This is a genomic window from Undibacterium sp. GrIS 1.2, assembly GCF_040544435.1.
In the GTDB taxonomy this organism is placed as follows: Bacteria; Pseudomonadota; Gammaproteobacteria; order Burkholderiales; family Burkholderiaceae_D; genus Undibacterium.
This window is the reverse complement of sequence record NZ_JBEONP010000030.1, coordinates 42,714-62,110: the sequence shown is the minus strand read 5'-3', so window position 1 is coordinate 62,110 and position 19,397 is coordinate 42,714. Positions and strand designations below refer to the sequence as shown.

The window sequence follows — 19,397 nt, the reverse complement described above, 5'->3', positions numbered from 1 at the left end:
TTTCTAACCGTAGTGCGTAAATTTGGTATCGTTCGTCTTGGGTTAGGTGTGTATAGCGCATATTCGGCAACTTTCGACTGGCTGGTCAAAAGGCATGAATGCTATCGCATCTGACCCTTTGACTTTTTATTCAATGTTGCTCTTCGTACTTGAATCCGCCGATTGTTGTTCAACCTAGCCCACCAGCCGCTTCAAATTTGCCGCCCATCGTGTTACGCCATGACTCTGGGTGGCAACTCTCGCTACCTGCTAATATGCAGACCACCTGGCTTGGTCAATTACTCAATCAATTAGTATGATGGCACCCGGTCAGATTTTTTGCGTCATAGAATCTGTGGACATGCGTCGTGGCATGGAGAGCTTGTCGCAATGGATACAAACCAGTTTGGGTACGACGCCTTGCGATGGCACCGCCTATGCGTTTAGCAATCGTTCTAAAACACGCTTGAAGTTGCTCATCTGGGATGGTACTGGCGTATGGTGTTGTCAGCGCCGCTTACACCGTGGTGCGTTTGTCTGGCCTCGTGCAGATGATCGCTGCTGGGTGATGACACAAGACCAATGGGATTGGCTCATCAAAGGCGTTGACTGGCAAAGATTATCTGCACCGGCACCTGCACACTGGCACGTCTGATCGGCACGGATAGCATCAAAAAATGACGACACATCACTTTTTTGATTGTAAACATCACCCAGTCTATGTAAACTTACTACATGGACCTCGCCAAAGCCCTCACTCAATTTAATCCCCACACGGCCACGCCCGAAGCACTGGCCGCACAGGTAGTAGTCTGGGCACAAGAAGCACAGCGTCTTCAAGAACAAGCTGATCTCGTTGCCCGGCAACGCCAGGAAATCCATCTCAAAGACACCAAGATCAAGGCACTTACTTTAGAACTGGCGTACCACAAACGGATTAAATTCTGCAGCACATCAGAAGCCTTCACGGCGCAACAACGTGACCTCTTTAATGAGACGCAAGAAACCGATCTCAACGCCATGCAGGCGGAACTGGAACAACTCTCTTCCACACCGCGCGTCAAAGCAAAGCCAACCGGACGTAAGCCACTCCCTGCCGAATTGCCACGTGTAGAACAGCGTCACGAACCTGATTCTTGCGCATGTGGTGCTTGTGGTCATACCTTAGTGAAGATCGGCGAGGATATCACCGAGCAGCTTGATGTTGAACCAGCACGGTTCTTTGTACAACGGCATATCCGGCCACAATATGCCTGCCGTCATTGCGAAACCATCACCGCTGCAGCAATACCGGCGGCGATCATTGACGGTGGTTTAGCGACACCCAGCTTACATGCGTGGGTAGTGATTCAAAAATATCTGGATCATCTGCCACTCTATCGGATAGAACAGATCAGCACCCGTCATGGCGTCACGATCTCCAGATCAACGCTCGCAGAATGGATAGGCCGCATCGGCGTCGCACTGCAACCATTAGCTGATCGACTCATAGAATTACTGAAACAACGCACCGTCTTACATGCCGATGAAACACCGGTACCACAACTTGATCCGGGTAAAGGCAAAACGAAGCGTGCTTATCTGTGGGCGTACCGTAGCAACAACTTAGAACCCGATGCACCCATCGTGGTATTTGAGTTTCAGCCAAATCGTAGCGGAGCGCATGCACAAAACTTCCTTGCCGATTGGCAGGGACATTTAATGGTTGACGATTACGCAGACTATAAAAAGCTACTCAAAACAGGGGTCACAGAACTGGCATGCCTGGCCCATGCCCGACGTAAATTCTTCGATTTACATGCCGCCAATCAACACCCAGTCACCGAAGAAGCATTGCAACGGATTGCCGAGTTGTACCGGATAGAAAGTGAAGCACAAGATTATTCGATCGAAGAACGACAGCGATGGCGAGCAGAGCATGCCAAGCCTCGCCTCGATGCCATGCATCTGTGGCTAATTCAACTACGCAAAAGCAGTGCGGAAGGAAGTGCGCTATCGAAGGCGATCGATTACAGTTTAAAACGCTGGCCAGCATTCACACGTTATGCCGACAGTGGGCACCTGCCCATCGATAACAATCCGATTGAGAATGCGATCAGGCCGATTGCTCTGGGCAAAAAGAACTGGCTGTTCGCTGGTTCTGAACGTGCCGGCAAAAGAGCTGCTGCCATTCAAACGTTATTAGCCACAGCGAAAGCCAACGAGATTGAGCCGTACGCCTGGTTAAAAGAAACTTTAGAAAAACTCCCTACCTGCCCAAACAGCCGCATTGATGAATTGCTGCCGCTCCGCACTTAACACCGTACCTGCCTTCTGAAAAGATGGTGGGGTTGGACGCTTACATTTAACCCAGATTTTCTATTGGAACAGTGACAAGTGTGCCTTTGAAGGATTGACCGGCTAGACTTGACGTCGCAAGCTTCCTCTTGCTAGGAGTAGTAACAACGCCAGGCAGTTCGTCAAAGGTGCAATTGTCGCTGCAGCGCTCCCACTCAAATCGTGGTGGTGTTACCCCTCTGAACGCCGCATACCGTCTGCGTTTCTGTGAAGTGGTAGCGGACTAATGGAAAATCTGGGTTTGATATACTCCCCATTATTTATTTAAAATATACGCAATTGTCCAATAATTCTATGGACAATCTGAATATACAAGATAGGAGTATATATTTTCGTTGATGAGCTCATGCCGTGCTCAGCCGAATGATCCGCCTGTATATAGAAGATCAAATGCACGTGCAATCGTTGCGATCAAGGCAAAAGCCCCAACGCCTAGTGTGAGCACCAAGATCAATGCGATTGGCCAGTTAGAGTCACTGACTTGACTCGAATGAATATTGTGTTTTGCATCCCATTTTTCATCTGGCATTAAGCCGATCACCAAGGCTTCTAGTATCGCAATCAAAAATGAAAGAACGATAGGCGCAGCAGTAACTAACAGCGGTGACCCGAAGTAGAAGTGGCTTAATAACCACGACAAAGGCAAAGTGATGAAATGTAGCCATCCCCAAAGATCTTTTTTGCCATAAACGTAAAAGCGATGCGCACCGATGCTGCCTAGGGTTGCCGCCAGCAAAGTGCTCAGAGTTTTGTTTTTGTGTGGTGTTTTCATTAAGTGGATGCGCTCCTGCAAAGTAATGCGTGATTCTAGAGCAAGAGCGTGCTGTTTGCTTTGATATTACTGCTACAGGATGCTTTGTAATTTTGCCATATTCAGTGAATGTGTTACCTGGCTGCGACTGAAAGTGGGATAGTGCTTGCTGTTTCTTGGCTGTTCACGCTATAATTTGCGGCTTTTTCCGCGTTTAGACATTTTTTGGAAATATTATGGTCGTTATTCGTTTAGCTCGTGGTGGCGCAAAAAAGCGCCCTTTTTACAATATCGTTGCAACAGATTCACGCAATCGTCGTGATGGCCGTTTCATCGAACGTATCGGTTTTTACAATCCGGTAGCAACTGGCAATGCTGAGACAGTTCGTGTTGCAGCAGATCGCTTGGCTTACTGGCAAGGTGTTGGTGCACAATTGTCACCAGCAGTCGCTCGTCTGGTAGCTCAGTCTGGCAAGGCAGCAGCTTAATCGCTGTTGTTCTGTCTATGACGTCAGTTGGAGTACGTGCTCCTGATGATTTAGTCTTAGTTGGCTACATCTCGGGAGCATATGGCATTCACGGATGGGTAAGGATACGTCCTTATTCTTCTGATGCAGATGCACTAATGACTGCCAAAACCTGGTGGTTAGAGAATTCTCCGCTACACCCGGAATTGCATGATGTTGATCGCCTGGAAGTTAAAATTCATGGTGAGGATGTTGTAGCAAAATTAGTCGGTGTGGTGGATAGAAATACGGCAGAGGGACTGAAAGGCTCCGCAGTCAAAATTCCTCGTAGTCATTTTCCCGCTTTATCTGAGGGAGAATTCTATTGGTTGGATTTGATTGGTTTGTCGGTACACAATCTGCAGGGCGAACATCTGGGTCAAGTCAGAGATTTGATGGATAACGGAGCTCACCCTATTTTGCGTGTGGCTGCTGCGGATATTCCAGAGATTGATTTGCCTAAACATGAACGCCTGATTCCTTTTGTTGAGAACTTTGTTAAAGAAGTGGATCAAAAGGCTGGCAAAATTACGGTTGACTGGGGTACAGATTATTAGTGAACATGGGAGTCGTTTAATGGAATCGGAAGGCATTTTAGATGCAATTTGATGTCATTACACTTTTCCCTGAAATGTTCACTGCGCTCACGCAGTCTGGTGTTACCCGGCGGGCATTTGAGCAAGGTCGATGTGCTTTGTCTTTGTGGAATCCACGTGATTTTACGACTGACAAACACCGTACTGTGGACGACAGACCATATGGCGGTGGTCCCGGCATGGTGATGTTGGCCAAGCCGTTGCAAGCAGCTATTGAAGCTGCTAAAGCAAGGCAGATCAATTTAGCAAATGCGGACGCGATTGCTCCTAAGGTGATTTATTTGTCGCCACAGGGACATCCGCTAACGCACCGGAGAGTGATGGATTTGTCGCAATTGTCTGGCGTTGTATTGCTATGTGGTCGCTATGAGGCAGTTGATCAACGTTTGTTGGATAGCTATGTGGATGAAGAAATTAGCCTTGGCGATTTTGTTCTATCCGGTGGTGAAATTCCAGCCATGGCGTTGATGGATTCTGTTATCAGACAATTGCCAGGTGTTTTGCACGATGATGCCTCAGCGATACAGGATAGCTTTGTCAATGGTTTGCTCGATTGTCCGCATTACACTAGGCCAGAAATCTTCGAAAATGCGGTTGTGCCGGCTGTTTTGATGGGGGGTAATCACGCTGAAATTGAAAAATGGCGACGTGAAAGATCTCTTGAAGCTAGCCAGCTTAAGCGACCAGATTTGATACTGCAAGCACGTGAAGCAGGTTTGCTCAGTCGTGCTGATGAAAAGTTTTTAAGTAATTTGTTGTAAAACCGAATCGTAAGATTTGGTACTAAGCGTGAGGCTAGATAATTTTTAGTCTTACATGTTAAACCCCATCCTCTACTGAGCATTGTTGTATTTAGCGTCAGCAAGATGGTATCCGGAGTAAAAAAATGGATCTGATCCAAAAATTAGAGGCAGAAGAAATTGCGCGCCTCGGTAAAAGTATTCCAGACTTCGCACCTGGTGACACAGTCGTTGTCAGCGTTAACGTAGTTGAAGGCACACGCAAGCGTGCTCAGGCTTACGAAGGCGTTGTTATTTCTCGTCGTAACCGTGGTTTGAATTCTAACTTCATCGTTCGTAAGATTTCATCTGGTGAAGGCGTTGAGCGTACATTCCAATTGTATTCTCCGCTGATCGCTTCGATCGAAGTTAAACGTCGTGGTGACGTACGTCGCGCTAAGTTGTACTACCTGCGTGAACGTTCAGGTAAATCTGCTCGTATTAAAGAAAAATTGCCTGCTCGCAAGGTCGTCGCTGCTAAAGCATAGTAATATTTGCTTAGATGCGTTGAAAGAAAGGGATGCCTTCGGCGTCCCTTTTTTGTTTTATAGAGATGAAAGACATGCAGCAAAGCTTGTGATTTGTTGGTGTTTCATGCCATCAGAGGATATTTGTGTGAAGCTTAAGTTTAATCCTGAGGATTTACCCGTCCAATCGCTAGCGACGGAGGCGGCGGTTCCTGCATCCCGCTTATCTGCAGACTGGCTGCGACAACATTTTTTGCAACCTCCAACTTGGACTCCAGAGTTGGCTGATGAGCATTTACTTTCTACGATCACCTCTTTTAAACCCGCATCAGTATTGATCCCCTTAGTCATGCGAGATCAAGGTTTGACATTGCTGCTGACGCATCGGGCCGCTCATTTAAATGATCATGCAGGGCAAATCAGTTTTCCTGGCGGACGATGTGAGGATAGTGATGGCTCGGTTGTAGAAACTGCTCTGCGCGAAGCTGAGGAGGAGGTTGGTTTGCATCGCAAGCACATTGATGTAATTGGTATTTTGCCGGAATATCGTACTGGAACTGGTTATCAGGTAACGCCTGTAGTGGCATTAATACAGCCCCCGTTTGAGTTGAAAATTGATGCATCTGAGGTTGCTTCTTTGTTTGAAGTGCCATTATCATTTTTGATGGATGGTCAAAATTATCAGCGTCGTGCGTTTGATTTGCCAAATGGGCAGGGGCAACGCGTTTTTTATGCGATACCATACCAACAGCATTTTATCTGGGGTGCAACTGCTGGTATGTTGCGCAACTTGTTTCATCTGCTGCGCGCTTGATTTTGTTTTTCAATAAGTTTCTCAATGAAACTGAATATGGCAAAGCATGAACAACAGTCGGCTTATTAGAAAAATAATCAGGAACTTCATAATCTGAGTAAATCAGTTTACACTTGTTGCATTTGCAAATCCGTTTCTAGCTGGAAACGCTATAAACTTACCCAACCATGACATTCATTTCCATACTTTGTGCCTTACTGATCGAGCAATTGAAACCTCTGCGGGTGGATAATCCGATTTATTTGCAAGTACAAAATTTAGCAGTAAAGATAGAAGCTTGGTGTAATGCGGGTAAGGCTAAGCACGGTCGTTTGGGCTGGTGGATTTTAGTCGTTGCGCTTACGCTGCCGACGGCTTTGATCTATTGGCTATGCTTACGTCTCAGCCCTTTTGCTGCTTTGGCATGGAATATTGTTATCGTTTATCTGACGCTCGGCTTTCGTCGCTATAGCCACTACTTTACGTCTATTCAGCTCGCGTTAAGCTCGGGCGATGAAGCTGCCGCGCGTGCCTACCTCGCTGAGTGGACGCACTTAGATACCTCCGATATGGACATCTCCGAAATCTCCAGACTCGCTGTAGAGCGCTCGTTAATCGCTACTCATCGCAATGTTTTTGGCGTGTTCTTTTGGTTTTTAATGCCAGTTGGCCCTGCCTGTGCGGTCATGTATCGTGTTGCTGAATATCTGGCTCGTGCCTGGAACGAGCCAGAACACATGCGTAAAGAAGAGTTTGGTCTATATGCGACTAAAATTTTTTATTGGATTGATTGGGTACCAGCTCATTTAACTGCAGTTGCTTTTGCCGTCGTCGGTAATTTTGAGGACGCTGTGTATTCCTGGCGTAATTATGCTGATCGATGGTCAGATGAGTTGGTCGGCATCATTTTATCTGCCGGCGGTGGCGCATTAGGTGTTCGATTAGGGGATCCGGAAGCAAAAGCGATGGTATTGAGCGCAGACGCTAGTGCGGTCGATATTGATAGCCTGGATATTGAAAGTCAGCCCGGTGCAGAGGCATCGCCAAGATCGCTACAAAGCGCTGTTGGTCTGGTTTGGCGCGCTTTATTATTATGGATGCTGCTCTTGCTGCTGTTATCGTTTGCAGTTTGGTTGTGATCTGGATATTTAAATCAGGTTAAATTGAAAATTAAAAAACCCACATGATGTTGATGTGGGTTTTTTACTCTTTACTCGCGATAAAAATGCACTATAGTAAGGAGAATAATTGAGGTGTAACAGATGTCCCGATTTTTATCTTTAGGCGGTTTTTAAATCAAGTCTTCTATAAGATATAATATTGATGTATTTTAAAAGCTAGGCACATCAAAAGCGTGCCCAAGTTAACCCTCTAGCAACGAGCCGCCCACATGGCCGATTCCGACAAAAACAATTCAACTCCGGTACGCGAGTTTTTTATCCAGGGTCTTACCAGCGACGGCAAGCAGTTTCGGCCAAGCGACTGGGCAGAACGCCTGTGCGGTGCCATGTCCTGTTTTCGTCCTGACGCTGGCAGAAATGCACATTTGCAATACTCACCTTATGTTCGCCCGATTTTGCTTAATGGTGTGCGTTCGGTCGTCGTGAATGAGGCGATTCGTGAGATAGAGCCGCTGGCATATCATTTTGTGGTGAGCTTTGCCAAAGACAATGATTTGCAAATCATTGATGCTTGTTTGTTGCCTGATCCTATCAAATAATCCCCGATTTTTAAAAATCTCACGCCATCATCGACGCTTGAAAAGCTAAGGTGATCTGTTCCCGTAACCAGCGATTTGCAGCATCATTTTCTACATTCTGATGCCAGTATAAATACACGTCCCAAGATGGCATCGGCAGCGGTAAAGGAAAAATCTGATTTCCGAACTGTTCGTTCGCAATCCGGGCATAAGCCTCTGGCATTGTCAGCAATAAATCGGTCTGACTGGTGACCCTGCATGCAGCGAAATAATGCTGGCAGCGCAAGCGAATACGCCGTTGTAAGCCAAGCCGGCTTAATTCAAAATCCTCCAGCCCAGGCCCTTTGCGGCGCGAACTTGCCAGAATATGTTCTGCTTGTAAATAGGTCTCTAAATCGAGTTTGCCTTGTACCAGCGGATGATCTTTGCGCGCCATCACCACTGTCGTGTCTTGCGATATTTTTTGACGACGAATCTCGTTTGGCAGCGGTAATAACACATCAATAGCAGCATCTACTGTGCCTGCCGCTAGTTCGCTGACTAGTTCCCTGCGTTCAACTTGTATTGCCGCCAGATCAATCGTTGGTGCTTGCTGGGTGATGCTGGTGAGTAGTGGTGGTAGCACGGTCGATTCCAGCACATCGCGCAACGCCAGCGTAAATTGTTTGCTCGCAATAGCGGGATCAAATCGACCAGCGTCCGACAAAGTGACCTCCAGTCCGCGCAGAGCCAATCGCACTGGTTCTATGATGCTACGCGCCAATGGCGTTGAAACCATTGCATGTCCTTGCCTTACAAATAGCGGATCATCGAACAGATTGCGCAAGCGATTCAGTGCATGACTAATCGCTGGCTGCGTCAGATATAGTTTTTGACTGGCACGCGTTACGCTGCCTTCTGTGTAGATCGCTTCAAATACAGAAAACAAATTCAAATCAACTTTAGATATATGCATAAAATTAATGTAATTTAATTATAACTATTCATTTGATAGATTGTAGCGCAAGCTTTACCATGATTCACAAAGTTAATTCGGCAGGTTGATCGACTGAGTTGATTGAATAAATACGTTGAATAAGTTCATTCAATAAGTTCATCTACCTAGGCGAACATTTCAGTCAGTCATGAAATCAATCAACTCAGCCAGGCACTTAAATTCAAGTTGGACAATTAAACGGGACAAGCAATGGGACAGATTTATCTGGTACGTCACGGACAAGCTTCTTTCGGTAGTCAAAATTACGATCAATTATCCGAGCTAGGCGTAGCGCAAGCCGTGCAGCTTGGTCAATGGTGGCGCGCTCGCGATCTGGAGGTGTCACGCGTCGTCACTGGCAAGTTGCTACGTCATCAACAGACTGCCAAAGCCTGCATAGCTGCTGTGCAGAACGTGGCTGCTGATGCACTCAATACAGATGCATGGCAAGAGGATGCTGGCTTCAACGAATATAACCATCACGAGGTTTTGGCGCGGCATGTTCCCGCGTTTGATGACCCTTCCGCAGTCAAGCGTTTTTTGATGACGCCAAACGCCAAACAAGCGTTTCAAACTATTTTTCACGAGGCGATTGCGCGTTGGATGACGGGCCTATATGACGCTGAATATACCGAATCATGGGCAGAGTTTCGTCAACGCTGTATCGCAGCGCTGGAGCGTCAATTAACGTATCCCGATCCCGCAAAAAATATTGTGATCTTTACCTCCGGGGGCACTATTTCCACTTTGTGCCAGCACGTGCTGGGTTTCCCCGATCCGCGTTTTGCCGAGCTGAACTGGTCGCTGGTTAACAGCGGCGTGACACGTTTCCATGTCCAGCCGGCCTTAGCGCAAGGCCAATCGCCACGTTTGGCATTGGCTTACTTAAATAATTTTTCTCATCTGGAGTTATCCAATAACCCCGGTCATATCACTTACGTTTAGGAGTTGGAGATGACAGATCTGTTTGATTTAACTGGCAAGGTCGCACTGGTCACAGGTGCCAGCCGTGGCATCGGTGAAGAAGTCGCCAAAATGCTGGCGGCCCATGGCGCAACGGTGATTGTCTCCAGCCGCAAAGCAGAGGCTTGCGAAGCGGTGGTTGCTGCGATCCAGGCTGCAGGTGGCAAAGCCGAGGCACGCGCCTGCCACATTGGTGAAATGGCGCAGATTGATGCGCTGTTTACTGACATCGCAGCCGCACACGGCAGACTCGATATTCTCGTGAATAATGCTGCGACCAATCCACATTTTGGACACATTACTGAGACTGATCTGGGGGCCTTTCAAAAGACCGTTGATGTCAATATTCGCGGCTACTTTTTCATGTCTTCTGCGGGTGTCAAATTGATGGCGAAAAATGGTGGTGGCAGCATCATCAACGTCGCCTCGGTTAATGGTGTCGTCCCTGGCGGCATGCAAGGTATCTATTCGATTACCAAAGCAGCAGTGATTGCGATGACGAAATCCTTCGCGCTGGAGTGCGCCGCAATGGGTGTACGCGTGAATGCCTTACTGCCAGGTGCCACAGATACCAAGTTTGCCTCCGCCTTATTCCATAACCCTGTCATTTTAGAAAAAGCATTGAACCGCATCCCCATGAAAAGGATTGCAGAGCCAAGTGAAATGGCAGGTACCGTTTTATATCTCGCCTCGGCCGCATCTAGCTACACAACGGGCGCTTGCATCAATGTCGATGGCGGTTATTTAGTCAATTAATAGCGATATAAAACTCATCAGATTGAATCGAAAAGTCAATCAAATCGGGTCGATCAAATTTTTCCTTAAAGGTAGAACATGGATTTTCAATACAGCCCCAAAGTTAAAGCATTACAAGCGCGTTTAATCGCGTTTATGGATGCTCATATTTATCCCAACGAAGCTAATTTCTATGGCGAGATTGCGGCCAACCGCAAGGCCGGTGATCCGTGGATTCCGACCAAGATTGTAGAAGAATTAAAAGTCAAAGCACGCGCAGCCGATTTGTGGAATTTGTTCTTGCCCGAATCCAGTCATGGCGCAGGTTTGAGCAACCTGGAATACGCACCGCTGTGCGAAATTATGGGGCGTTCTTTATGGTCAGCGGAAGTGTTTAATTGCGCGGCGCCGGACACCGGCAATATGGAAGTATTTGCCCGCTACGGCACGCCAGAGCACCAAGAAAAATGGCTGAAGCCTTTGTTAAATGGCGAGATCCGTTCTTGCTTTGCGATGACAGAGCCAGCTGTTGCCTCATCAGACGCCACTAACATCGAAGCGTCGATCGTGCGGGATGGTGATGAGTACGTGATTAATGGTCGCAAATGGTGGTCCTCTGGTGCTAATGATCCGCGCTGCAAAGTATTTATTTTTATGGGTAAGAGCGATCCTGATAATGCTGACCGGCATAAACAGCAATCCATGATCATTGTGCCGCGTGACACCAAAGGTGTAACGATCCTGCGTGCCTTGCCTGTATTTGGTTATGACGATGCGCCCCATGGTCATGGCGAAGTGTTATTTGAGAACGTTCGTGTGCCAGCATCGAATATTTTGTTAGGCGAAGGTCGTGGTTTTGAAATTGCCCAAGGTCGTCTTGGCCCTGGTCGTATCCACCACTGTATGCGCCTGATCGGTCTGGCTGAACGTGCGCTGGAAGATATGTGCAAACGCTCGTTGACACGGGTTGCTTTTGGCAAGCCAGTGGCAGAGCAGGGTGTGACATTAGAGCGCATCGCCAATAGCCGTATCCTGATTGATCAAGCTCGTCTGCTGGTATTAAATGCCGCACAAATGATGGACACCGTTGGCAATAAAGCCGCAGCGAAAGAAATCGCCATGATCAAAGTCGCAGCGCCTAACATGGCTTGCACCGTGATTGACTGGGCAATACAAGCGCATGGCGGTGGCGGTGTCTCTAACGATTTTGGCCTCGCTTATTCTTATGCACAAGCGCGTACTTTACGTCTAGCCGATGGTCCGGATGAAGTACATCGCAATCAGATTGGTAAGATGGAATTGAAAAAATATAAGACCAATGCGAACTAATAAGCACTAAAACACATTAAATTGAATCTTAGAATTGAATCCTAGTTTCGGTTTCTAAAATCAACCCTGAAGTCTCTCAAATTCTTGTTGAGGCTATCAGGGATTTTTGCATCATAGAACGTGTTATTTATCTCAATCAAGACTTACGCAAAAATGTCACGACTAGGTGTAGCGACGACAACAGTATTTCGAAGCGGGTAGGCGCTGCAATGCTTTGAGGAGTTTTGCGTAAGTCCATCAAAAAAATTAATGAATGGAGACAATATGCCCGAGATCACATTTAAAGATAAATCAGTACTGGTCACAGGTGCCGCCAGTGGCATAGGACGAGCTGCCGCCTTGGCGTTTGCTAAAGCTGGTGCCAAACTAACGATTGCCGATATTGACGTGGTCGGCGCGGAGGAGACGCAGGCCATGATCTCGTTTGCTGGCGGTACCGTGCGATTTGTAAAAACCGATATTTCTAAAGCGGCCGAAGTCGAGTCTTTGATCGCCGGGATTGTGAGCGTCTATGGCCGCCTGGACTGCGCTTTTAATAATGCAGGTATAGAGATTGAACATCACGCATTGGCTGACTCCGACGAGGCCAGTTTTGACAAGATCATGAACGTCAATGTGAAAGGCGTCTGGCTTTGTATGAAGTATGAAATCAAACAGATGCTGCAACAAGGCGGTGGCACTATCGTCAACACCGCCTCGGTCGCCGGTTTGGTCGGTGCGCCTATGCAGCCGATTTATGCCGCCAGCAAACATGCCGTGGTTGGATTGACCAAAACCGCCGCTGCCGAATATGGCCGCGCAGGCATCCGTGTCAATGCGGTGTGCCCGGGTGTGATCCGTACACCGATGATGGATAACGCGATCGCCCGCGAACCAAGACGCGAAAAAATGATCCAAAAATTGCACCCGATCGGTAGGATTGGCGAGGCATCAGAAATCGCTAATGCGGCGCTATGGTTATGTTCAGATTTGTCTTCGTTTGTAACAGGACATCAACTAGCAGTTGACGGCGGACTGACGGCGATCTAAGTTATAGCTGCATAGAATGGATTTAAAATGAGTTTGACTTAAATCCTTTTTTTACATCAGCTATTCAATAAAATAGGGGAGTATGTCTATAAATTGGCTTATTGATTAAGTTTTATATGGACAATAAAAAATACAGGTAGTGAGTATATTTTATTTAAACTCTTGCTGTTCGCGTAAATATCGATAGTTGTATCGTCTAAGCAAGGGACTAAATAATTGAAACGGTGGTAGAAAAACAGTCGGAAAGCAGCAAAAAAATAGTAGAGCCAGCGACAGCGCAATAAGCCGTAATAAGCAGTAACGAGCCGTAATGAGCCGCAAAGAGTTAAACCGTAAGCAAAAAATAAGTACAAATAATTATAAATAAACAGATTTCATTTCCAACAAAGTGAGAGAGACAATGACAGATTTTCCTTGGATCGCATCCTACCCAGCCGGTGTCCGCTGGGACGCAGAGTTACCAGTTATGCCAGTGCCACAATTGCTTGATCATGCCTTGGAAAAATGGCCTGATCATCCGGCTCTCGACTTTATGGGTAAAAAGACCAGCTACCGTGAGTTGCATGCCTTGGTCGAAAAAGCTGCCGCAGGATTTCAGCAATTGGGTGTCAAGCCTGGTGTGCATGTTGGTTTGTTTTTGCCGAATACGCCGCACTACGTGATCAGTTTTTTTGCCGTATTAAAAGCGGGCGGTACGGTTGTCAATTACTCACCGCTGGATGCGGAAAAAGTCTTGGAGCATAAAATCGCCGACAGTGAGACTGACTTGCTGGTCACGCTCGACATGGTCATGCTATATCCGCAGATGGCAAAAATGCTCGGTCATACGCGCCTGAAAAAACTGATTATCGGCAATATCGCCGAGATGTCGCCTTACCCCGGCGCCGTACATGCCAATCTGGAGAAAGCGCAACAACTGTGTGCAATTCCCGATGATGCGCAGCATGTGCAATTTGCCCAATTGTTAGCAGGCGAAGCAAAGTTCAATGCGATTGTAGCGACCGATCCCAAAGATACGATCGCCGTTTTACAGTACACCGGCGGCACGACAGGTTTGCCTAAAGGTGCCATGCTGACGCATGCAAACTTAACGACAGCATGCAGCCAGATCAAAGAGACGCTGAATGTTAGCCCGCCGATTCTGACCGAAGGTGCAGAGCGGGTTCTGGCGGTGCTGCCGCTGTTCCATATTTATGCTTTAACCGTCGATATGTTGTTTGGCGTCTCTATGGGTGCAGAGATATTTTTGCATACCCGATTTGATGTGGAAGCCGTAGTGAAAGATCTGGCCAGTAAAAAAATCACCATCTTCCCAGGTGTGCCGACAATGTATACCGCCATCATCAATTATCCCGATATCAAACAATACGATCTGAGTTCGTTGAAGTTTTGCAACTCCGGCGGCGCACCTTTGCCAGCGGAAGTGTTGCAGCAATTTCAGAGCATTACCGGTTGTAGTTTGCTTGAAGGCTGGGGTATGACAGAGACCTCACCAACGGGTACGTTTACCTCGCTATTTAGTAAGCGCAAAGCAGGGTCTTGCGGCTTGCCAGCACCGGGGATTAATTTTAAATTTGCCAGCGTGGACGATGCTCGCAAGTATGTGGGCATAGGCGAGCGTGGCGAGATTTGTGTTGCGGGTGCCAATATCATGAAGGGTTATTGGAAGAAGCCAGAAGCGACCGCAGAGTCCTTTACCTCTGATGGATTTTTCCGTACAGGTGATGTCGGCTACATGGATGAAGATGGCTTTATCTATATCGTGGATCGCACTAAAGACATGATCTTATGCGGTGGTTACAACGTCTATCCACGCAATATTGAAGAAGCGATTTACGAGCATCCATCGGTCGCTGAGGTCAGCGTGATAGGCATACCGGACGCCTATCGTGGTCAGTCGCCAAAAGCATTTATCAAACTCAAAACCGGTGCAGCCACATTTACTTTAGACGAGTTGAAACACTTTTTGAAAGACAAACTAGGCAAACACGAGATGCTGCAAACCATGGAAATTCGGGCTGACTTGCCGAAAACGCCAGTAGGTAAGTTATCGAAGAAAGAGTTGTACGAAGAAGAGGCGAGAAAGCTGAAGGCTTGATATGGAAGTTTGACGTTTTGAGATGACAGTTTTAAAGTTGAATTTTAAAGCCGAATTTCAAAACATTCTGCAAGCTTGATCTGGATATCTATAAAGTAAATTGTGGGGAGTATGTGCTAATTTTTATGAATCGTCCAAATAATGATTGGACGATACGGTATCTAATTATGATACATCTACCCAGTATATTGTTTTTCTATTTTAAGATAAATCTGAAATAACGCAGAACGGTTCAGATAGTTCCAGAAAAATAAACCCAGATTTCCATTAGCTCAAATCCTAATGGAAAATCTGGGTTTAGATCTTATACAGACAGCTATCTCAGCCTTAGCTAAAATCCGTCGCATCGACAAACGCCGCGACCATCGCCTCTAATCCTTGCTGATCTTCTGCGCTAAATCGGTTCAGGCTTGGGCTGTCGATATCGAACACGCCAAACAATTCACCATTCTTGATCACGGGAATAACGATCTCCGCATTCGATGCCGAGTCACAGGCGATATGGCCAGGGAATGCATGCACGTCGGGTACCAGTATTGTTTTACGTTCTGCTGCTGATGTACCGCAAACACCTTTGCCAAATGCGATCCGGGCGCAAGCAACTTTGCCTTGGAAAGGGCCGACTAATAATTCTTGCTTGTTTGTGTTGGCACTATGCGCCGATGTTTTAGCCGGTTTTACCAGATAAAAACCTGCCCAATTTAAATCAGCGATGGTGTCATAGACCAGCGCAGAAAATTGTGCCGCGTTGGCGGTGAGATCGGTTTCGCCTTCCAAAATGCTGATCACTTGGCGAACAAGTAATTGGTAATCGGGCTTGGTGCTGGCGCTAGGTGGTGTGAACATAGTGTGGATGCTTGAGTAAGAAGACAGGATAAGAAATGAAGTATCTTAATGAAGACCATGCATTATCCCAGAATTTCTATCCGAGTCACCAAACGTATTCCCACTTAAACTTCGCCGATAAAAATTCGGCACGTAGATTTTGGACGAAAAAAAGGGCAAGCATCTTATTGCTTACCCTTTTTAGTTTTTATCCTTACTCGTTCTGGCAGAGCTACATCAAATCAAGTCATACAGAATCAAATCGAGCCAGAACATCGTGCTACATCCGGTTATTAAGGGACGCTGCACAGACAATGTGTCATCGCCGCATAGCCTTTATTACCTTTATTGATGTCAGATAACCAGCTCAATTCTTTTGCCATCTGCATGGCGGATTCTGGTGGTAAACCAGTCGGGACAATCGCTACTTTGAATTGGTCGTTTAATACAGTCGCAAATGCTTTGGCGACAGATGTACCAAACATGCTGAAGACGCGATCAAATTTGGAAGGCTCGCGCTCAATATACACAGTACGGTAATCCGCACCGAGTTTAGCGCGCTTGGCTGCCGATACCAGAGCATCGCCGTAGGTGCCAACCGTGTCGACCAAACCGCGATCTTTGGCTTGTTGACCTGTCCAGACACGGCCTTGTGCTACTGCATCAATTTTCTCTGGCGTAGTTTTGCGCGCCTTGGCTGCTTTGGTAGTGAAATCATCATAGATGTGGTTAATGCTGGCTTGTATTACTTCGCCAAATTTAGGGTCCAGCGGACGTAGCGGATTGAAGCCGTCCGCCAGCCAGGTTGTGGTTGTGCCGCCAGTGTGTACGCCGATTTTATCCAAGGCTTTGTCAGCAGTTGGCAAGATAGCGAATACACCGATTGATCCAGTGACTGTGGTCGCGTCGGCGATCACTTCGTCAGATGCCATCGATATCCAATAGCCGCCAGATGCTGCTACGTTACCCATAGAGACGACTACCGGTTTGCCTGCACTACGGGTCAACTCCAGTTCGCGACGGATTAGTTCCGAACCAAAGGCGCTGCCGCCAGGGGAATCAACACGCAGAACGATTGCTTTGATCTGGTCATCCTCACGCGCTTTGCGGATCAGGTTGGCAGTAGAGAGACCGCCAATCGCTCCGGGTGGCGCCATCCCTTCGCTGATCTCGCCAGAAGCGATGACAACACCGATGGCATCGCCCAGAATTTTTGGTCTTAGTGAGGCCAGATAATCGTCAAACGCTACTTGCTTAAAACTCTTGTTCTGATCATCACGCGCACCTTTAGAAATCATTAACTGGCGAATTTCATCACGGGTTTTCAGTCCATCCAACAGCTTGGCATTGACCGCCATTTTTGCTGCGTCACCGTTAGTCGCTTTTAGCAAATCGGGTAATTGATTGATGCCTTGCATGATGCTACCAGCGGGTAATTTACGGGCTTTTTCTACATCGCCGGTATAGCTTGCCCACATCGCGTTATACAAATAACTTTCAGCTTCAGTTGCTGCGGCCGACGGTTCGTTGGCGATGTAAGGCTCGGCAAAACTTTTATAAGTACCGACCTTAATCAGGTTGACTGTGATGCCGAGTTTGTCGAGTGCATCGCGGTAGTAATTGCGATAGCGACCAAAGCCAGTCAGCATCACATTACCCATCGGGTGCATATACACTTCAGTCGCATGCGAGGCTAGAAAATATTGGCGCTGATCATAACTGGAGCCCCAGGCTACTACGGTTTTGCCACTAGCTTTAAAGCGATCAATCGCGGCAGCTACCTCACGCAACATTGGCAAGCCTGCGCCTTGCATCTCATCTGTCATGAGGACCAGGCTAGTAATCTTTGGGTCTTTGGATGCGCTGTCTAGCACCGCCAAAATATCGCGTAGCTGCATCGTTTTTTGTGCCGTACCTTGGGCTTCTGCCAGCAAAGTATCGCGTGCGCTACCAGCATTTTGTTCAACCAGGCTGCCTTTTAACGTCAGCATCAGCGCAGTTTTATCATCCAATTTTTTGCCTGGACCAGAGAAAATGCCAACGGCAATTACGATAATCAGAGTCAGCAAGATTAAATTAAGAATAAGGCGGCGGCCAAAATCCAGAGCATTCCAGACAAAAACAATGCTGTTTTTTATCCAGCGGATTGGGGTGAAAGACATGCGTGCTCCTGAAAGTAGGAAAGTATAGAAAAAATCAAAGTAAATGCCGGACGAGAACTATTTGTGACTACTGATGACAATTGACGATAACTGGTAACAGTTGTTGAAACTAAAAGCGCTATAGCATAGAGCTAAAAAGCGCCTTATTGTGATTCAGGCGAAAATTATTCTGGCCAGATGGCTTGTAAAACTTGCGCCAGATGAGCGCCAGCTTTCGTCAACGCATCTTCTTTGACGTTATACATGGTTTTTTCATAAGCTAACGGTAAGGCGATAGACCAGTTATTGCCTTTGACATTGGGTGTACGCTGACTAAATTGCGCGCCGCCAAAAACCAGACGGGCGTTGCGGATCGATTCGTCTGCCCACAGCACTGGCCATTCTTGGATCGGGGCAGCATCCGCAGCGACAGTTTTAGCTTTTTTCGCCAATGATTCGTTCATCCTGCCGCGCTTAAAATTCAGCGGCACATCGTCCCACAGCGAATGTAAATTACCACAAGGGCAATTTAACGCATTGCCACCAATGGTATTAGATGTTTTGTCATATTGCGTGTCGTCGGGATTAATGATTTTGCCGTCTGCACCAAGATAAATTGAGCCTACATGCAAAGGTTGGTGGATATCGCCAACATAATGTGTCAGCAACTCCAAGGCTTCGCGCTGATCTTTAATGCTAAATGGTGCTGGTGCCGGTTTGCCGCTCAGCACATCGATACTTGCCTGAATCGCGTGCACCACATCATGATCGCTCGTCCCTGTATAGCCCGTTTTGTAGTGGTCGTGCTGCAAGCTCACATCGGAGTAGTGATATTGTTTGTGACAGCTTTCTTCATCCGCGCCCGGGTTACAGTTGCTTTGATTGCGACGGACAAAATCAGCCAGGGCCTTGATGTCTTCCGGGTTTTCAAACGGCTGGCACTCTGGATAGCGCCCTGGCACGGTGTAAGCGTAGTCTTTTTCAGGGCTGATACCTTTTGCACAATCAGCCCAGACGGAGACTAGCTCCAGACTGCGATTGCCCAAAATAGATTTAACTTTTTCACCCGCCTTAGTCCCGACCAGCATCGTATCGGCAATCGCGCCTACTGTTTGGTGCCCGTCAGCGCCCCAGGCAAAAGCCAGTTGAGGCAAATAAACCAGGCTAGCTAGCAGGCCAGCGACTAATTTTTTGTTGATATGTTTATTCATACAATTTCAAAGAGTCCAAGTGATTGGTAATGGCAATATGAGTAAATTCAATGTCCGGTGCTTTGTAGAATGCTGCGGATGGCCGTTATGTTGGTAATAGCCGCAATAGCGGTATTTCTGATTTCTTTTCTGCGCGAAAGATTAAACCATTTTTTTGCTAAGGCTGCCATCACCACTTGGTTT

The 19,397-nt window shown here is 47.2% G+C and carries 19 protein-coding genes; 14 read left to right on the top strand and 5 right to left on the bottom strand.

What is annotated here, in order from left to right:
* The first annotated feature begins 295 nt into the window (after nucleotides 1-295).
* Both tnpB and tnpC read left to right on the top strand, forming a co-directional pair.
* Nucleotides 296-634, top strand: a complete 339-nt coding sequence (tnpB, locus tag AAKU61_RS14020) for an IS66 family insertion sequence element accessory protein TnpB (protein WP_322118917.1) — start codon at nucleotides 296-298, stop codon at nucleotides 632-634.
* An 80-nt stretch (nucleotides 635-714) separates the two neighbouring features.
* Nucleotides 715-2,277, top strand: coding sequence for an IS66 family transposase (gene tnpC, locus AAKU61_RS14015; protein ID WP_354333159.1), 1,563 nt, complete (start codon nucleotides 715-717; stop codon nucleotides 2,275-2,277).
* A gap of 394 nt (nucleotides 2,278-2,671) precedes the next feature.
* On the opposite strand, the gene AAKU61_RS14010 is transcribed toward tnpC, so the two are convergent.
* Nucleotides 2,672-3,088, bottom strand: coding sequence for a TM2 domain-containing protein (locus tag AAKU61_RS14010; protein ID WP_354333157.1), 417 nt, complete (start codon nucleotides 3,086-3,088; stop codon nucleotides 2,672-2,674).
* Between the two features lie 215 nt (nucleotides 3,089-3,303).
* On the opposite strand from AAKU61_RS14010, the gene rpsP reads away from it, so the two are divergent.
* From rpsP to AAKU61_RS13975, 7 genes are all read left to right on the top strand, one after another.
* On the top strand, nucleotides 3,304-3,555 hold the full coding sequence (gene rpsP / locus AAKU61_RS14005; protein WP_110255824.1) for a 30S ribosomal protein S16: 252 nt from the start codon (nucleotides 3,304-3,306) through the stop codon (nucleotides 3,553-3,555).
* 17 nt (nucleotides 3,556-3,572) lie between these two features.
* Entirely contained in the window at nucleotides 3,573-4,130 is a 558-nt protein-coding gene (rimM, locus tag AAKU61_RS14000) for a ribosome maturation factor RimM (protein WP_354333155.1), read from the top strand.
* Between the two features lie 41 nt (nucleotides 4,131-4,171).
* Entirely contained in the window at nucleotides 4,172-4,930 is a 759-nt protein-coding gene (trmD, locus tag AAKU61_RS13995) for a tRNA (guanosine(37)-N1)-methyltransferase TrmD (protein WP_354333153.1), read from the top strand.
* Nucleotides 4,931-5,055: 125 nt separating this feature from the next.
* Nucleotides 5,056-5,436, top strand: coding sequence for a 50S ribosomal protein L19 (gene rplS / locus AAKU61_RS13990; RefSeq protein ID WP_322119574.1), 381 nt, complete (start codon nucleotides 5,056-5,058; stop codon nucleotides 5,434-5,436).
* 127 nt (nucleotides 5,437-5,563) lie between these two features.
* Entirely contained in the window at nucleotides 5,564-6,229 is a 666-nt protein-coding gene (locus AAKU61_RS13985; protein WP_354333151.1) for a CoA pyrophosphatase, read from the top strand.
* Nucleotides 6,230-6,396: 167 nt separating this feature from the next.
* Nucleotides 6,397-7,347, top strand: coding sequence for a CobD/CbiB family protein (locus AAKU61_RS13980; protein ID WP_354333149.1), 951 nt, complete (start codon nucleotides 6,397-6,399; stop codon nucleotides 7,345-7,347).
* Nucleotides 7,348-7,598: 251 nt separating this feature from the next.
* A complete protein-coding gene (locus AAKU61_RS13975) occupies nucleotides 7,599-7,928 on the top strand; it encodes a DUF3579 domain-containing protein (RefSeq protein WP_354333147.1) in 330 nt (109 codons plus the stop codon).
* A gap of 19 nt (nucleotides 7,929-7,947) precedes the next feature.
* On the opposite strand, the gene AAKU61_RS13970 is transcribed toward AAKU61_RS13975, so the two are convergent.
* Entirely contained in the window at nucleotides 7,948-8,862 is a 915-nt protein-coding gene (locus tag AAKU61_RS13970; RefSeq protein ID WP_322119570.1) for a LysR family transcriptional regulator, read from the bottom strand.
* Nucleotides 8,863-9,093: 231 nt separating this feature from the next.
* Here AAKU61_RS13970 and AAKU61_RS13965 point away from each other — a divergent pair, with 231 nt between their 5' ends.
* The 5 genes from AAKU61_RS13965 (at nucleotide 9,094) to AAKU61_RS13945 (ending at nucleotide 15,037) form a co-directional block, all read left to right on the top strand.
* Nucleotides 9,094-9,828, top strand: coding sequence for a histidine phosphatase family protein (locus AAKU61_RS13965; RefSeq protein ID WP_354333145.1), 735 nt, complete (start codon nucleotides 9,094-9,096; stop codon nucleotides 9,826-9,828).
* Nucleotides 9,829-9,837: 9 nt separating this feature from the next.
* Nucleotides 9,838-10,602 (top strand): SDR family oxidoreductase, encoded by a 765-nt coding sequence (locus tag AAKU61_RS13960; protein ID WP_354333143.1) that lies wholly within the window; start codon nucleotides 9,838-9,840, stop codon nucleotides 10,600-10,602.
* Between the two features lie 78 nt (nucleotides 10,603-10,680).
* Nucleotides 10,681-11,910: an acyl-CoA dehydrogenase gene (locus AAKU61_RS13955; RefSeq protein ID WP_354333141.1), complete on the top strand. Its 1,230-nt coding sequence runs from the start codon at nucleotides 10,681-10,683 to the stop codon at nucleotides 11,908-11,910.
* Nucleotides 11,911-12,174: 264 nt separating this feature from the next.
* Nucleotides 12,175-12,939 (top strand): SDR family oxidoreductase, encoded by a 765-nt coding sequence (locus AAKU61_RS13950; RefSeq protein WP_354333139.1) that lies wholly within the window; start codon nucleotides 12,175-12,177, stop codon nucleotides 12,937-12,939.
* Between the two features lie 400 nt (nucleotides 12,940-13,339).
* Nucleotides 13,340-15,037, top strand: coding sequence for a long-chain-fatty-acid--CoA ligase (locus tag AAKU61_RS13945; RefSeq protein WP_354333137.1), 1,698 nt, complete (start codon nucleotides 13,340-13,342; stop codon nucleotides 15,035-15,037).
* A 327-nt stretch (nucleotides 15,038-15,364) separates the two neighbouring features.
* Here AAKU61_RS13945 and msrC read toward each other — a convergent pair whose 3' ends face one another.
* The 3 genes from msrC to AAKU61_RS13930 all read right to left on the bottom strand — a co-directional run bounded on the left by msrC (nucleotide 15,365) and on the right by AAKU61_RS13930 (nucleotide 19,214).
* On the bottom strand, nucleotides 15,365-15,883 hold the full coding sequence (gene msrC / locus AAKU61_RS13940; protein WP_354333135.1) for a free L-methionine (R)-S-oxide reductase MsrC: 519 nt from the start codon (nucleotides 15,881-15,883) through the stop codon (nucleotides 15,365-15,367).
* Between the two features lie 272 nt (nucleotides 15,884-16,155).
* The gene (gene sppA, locus AAKU61_RS13935; RefSeq protein ID WP_354333134.1) at nucleotides 16,156-18,024 is read right to left on the bottom strand and encodes a signal peptide peptidase SppA; all 1,869 of its coding nucleotides are present in this window, start codon (nucleotides 18,022-18,024) and stop codon (nucleotides 16,156-16,158) included.
* 164 nt (nucleotides 18,025-18,188) lie between these two features.
* The gene (locus tag AAKU61_RS13930; RefSeq protein WP_354333132.1) at nucleotides 18,189-19,214 is read right to left on the bottom strand and encodes a S1/P1 nuclease; all 1,026 of its coding nucleotides are present in this window, start codon (nucleotides 19,212-19,214) and stop codon (nucleotides 18,189-18,191) included.
* Nucleotides 19,215-19,397 lie beyond the last annotated feature (183 nt).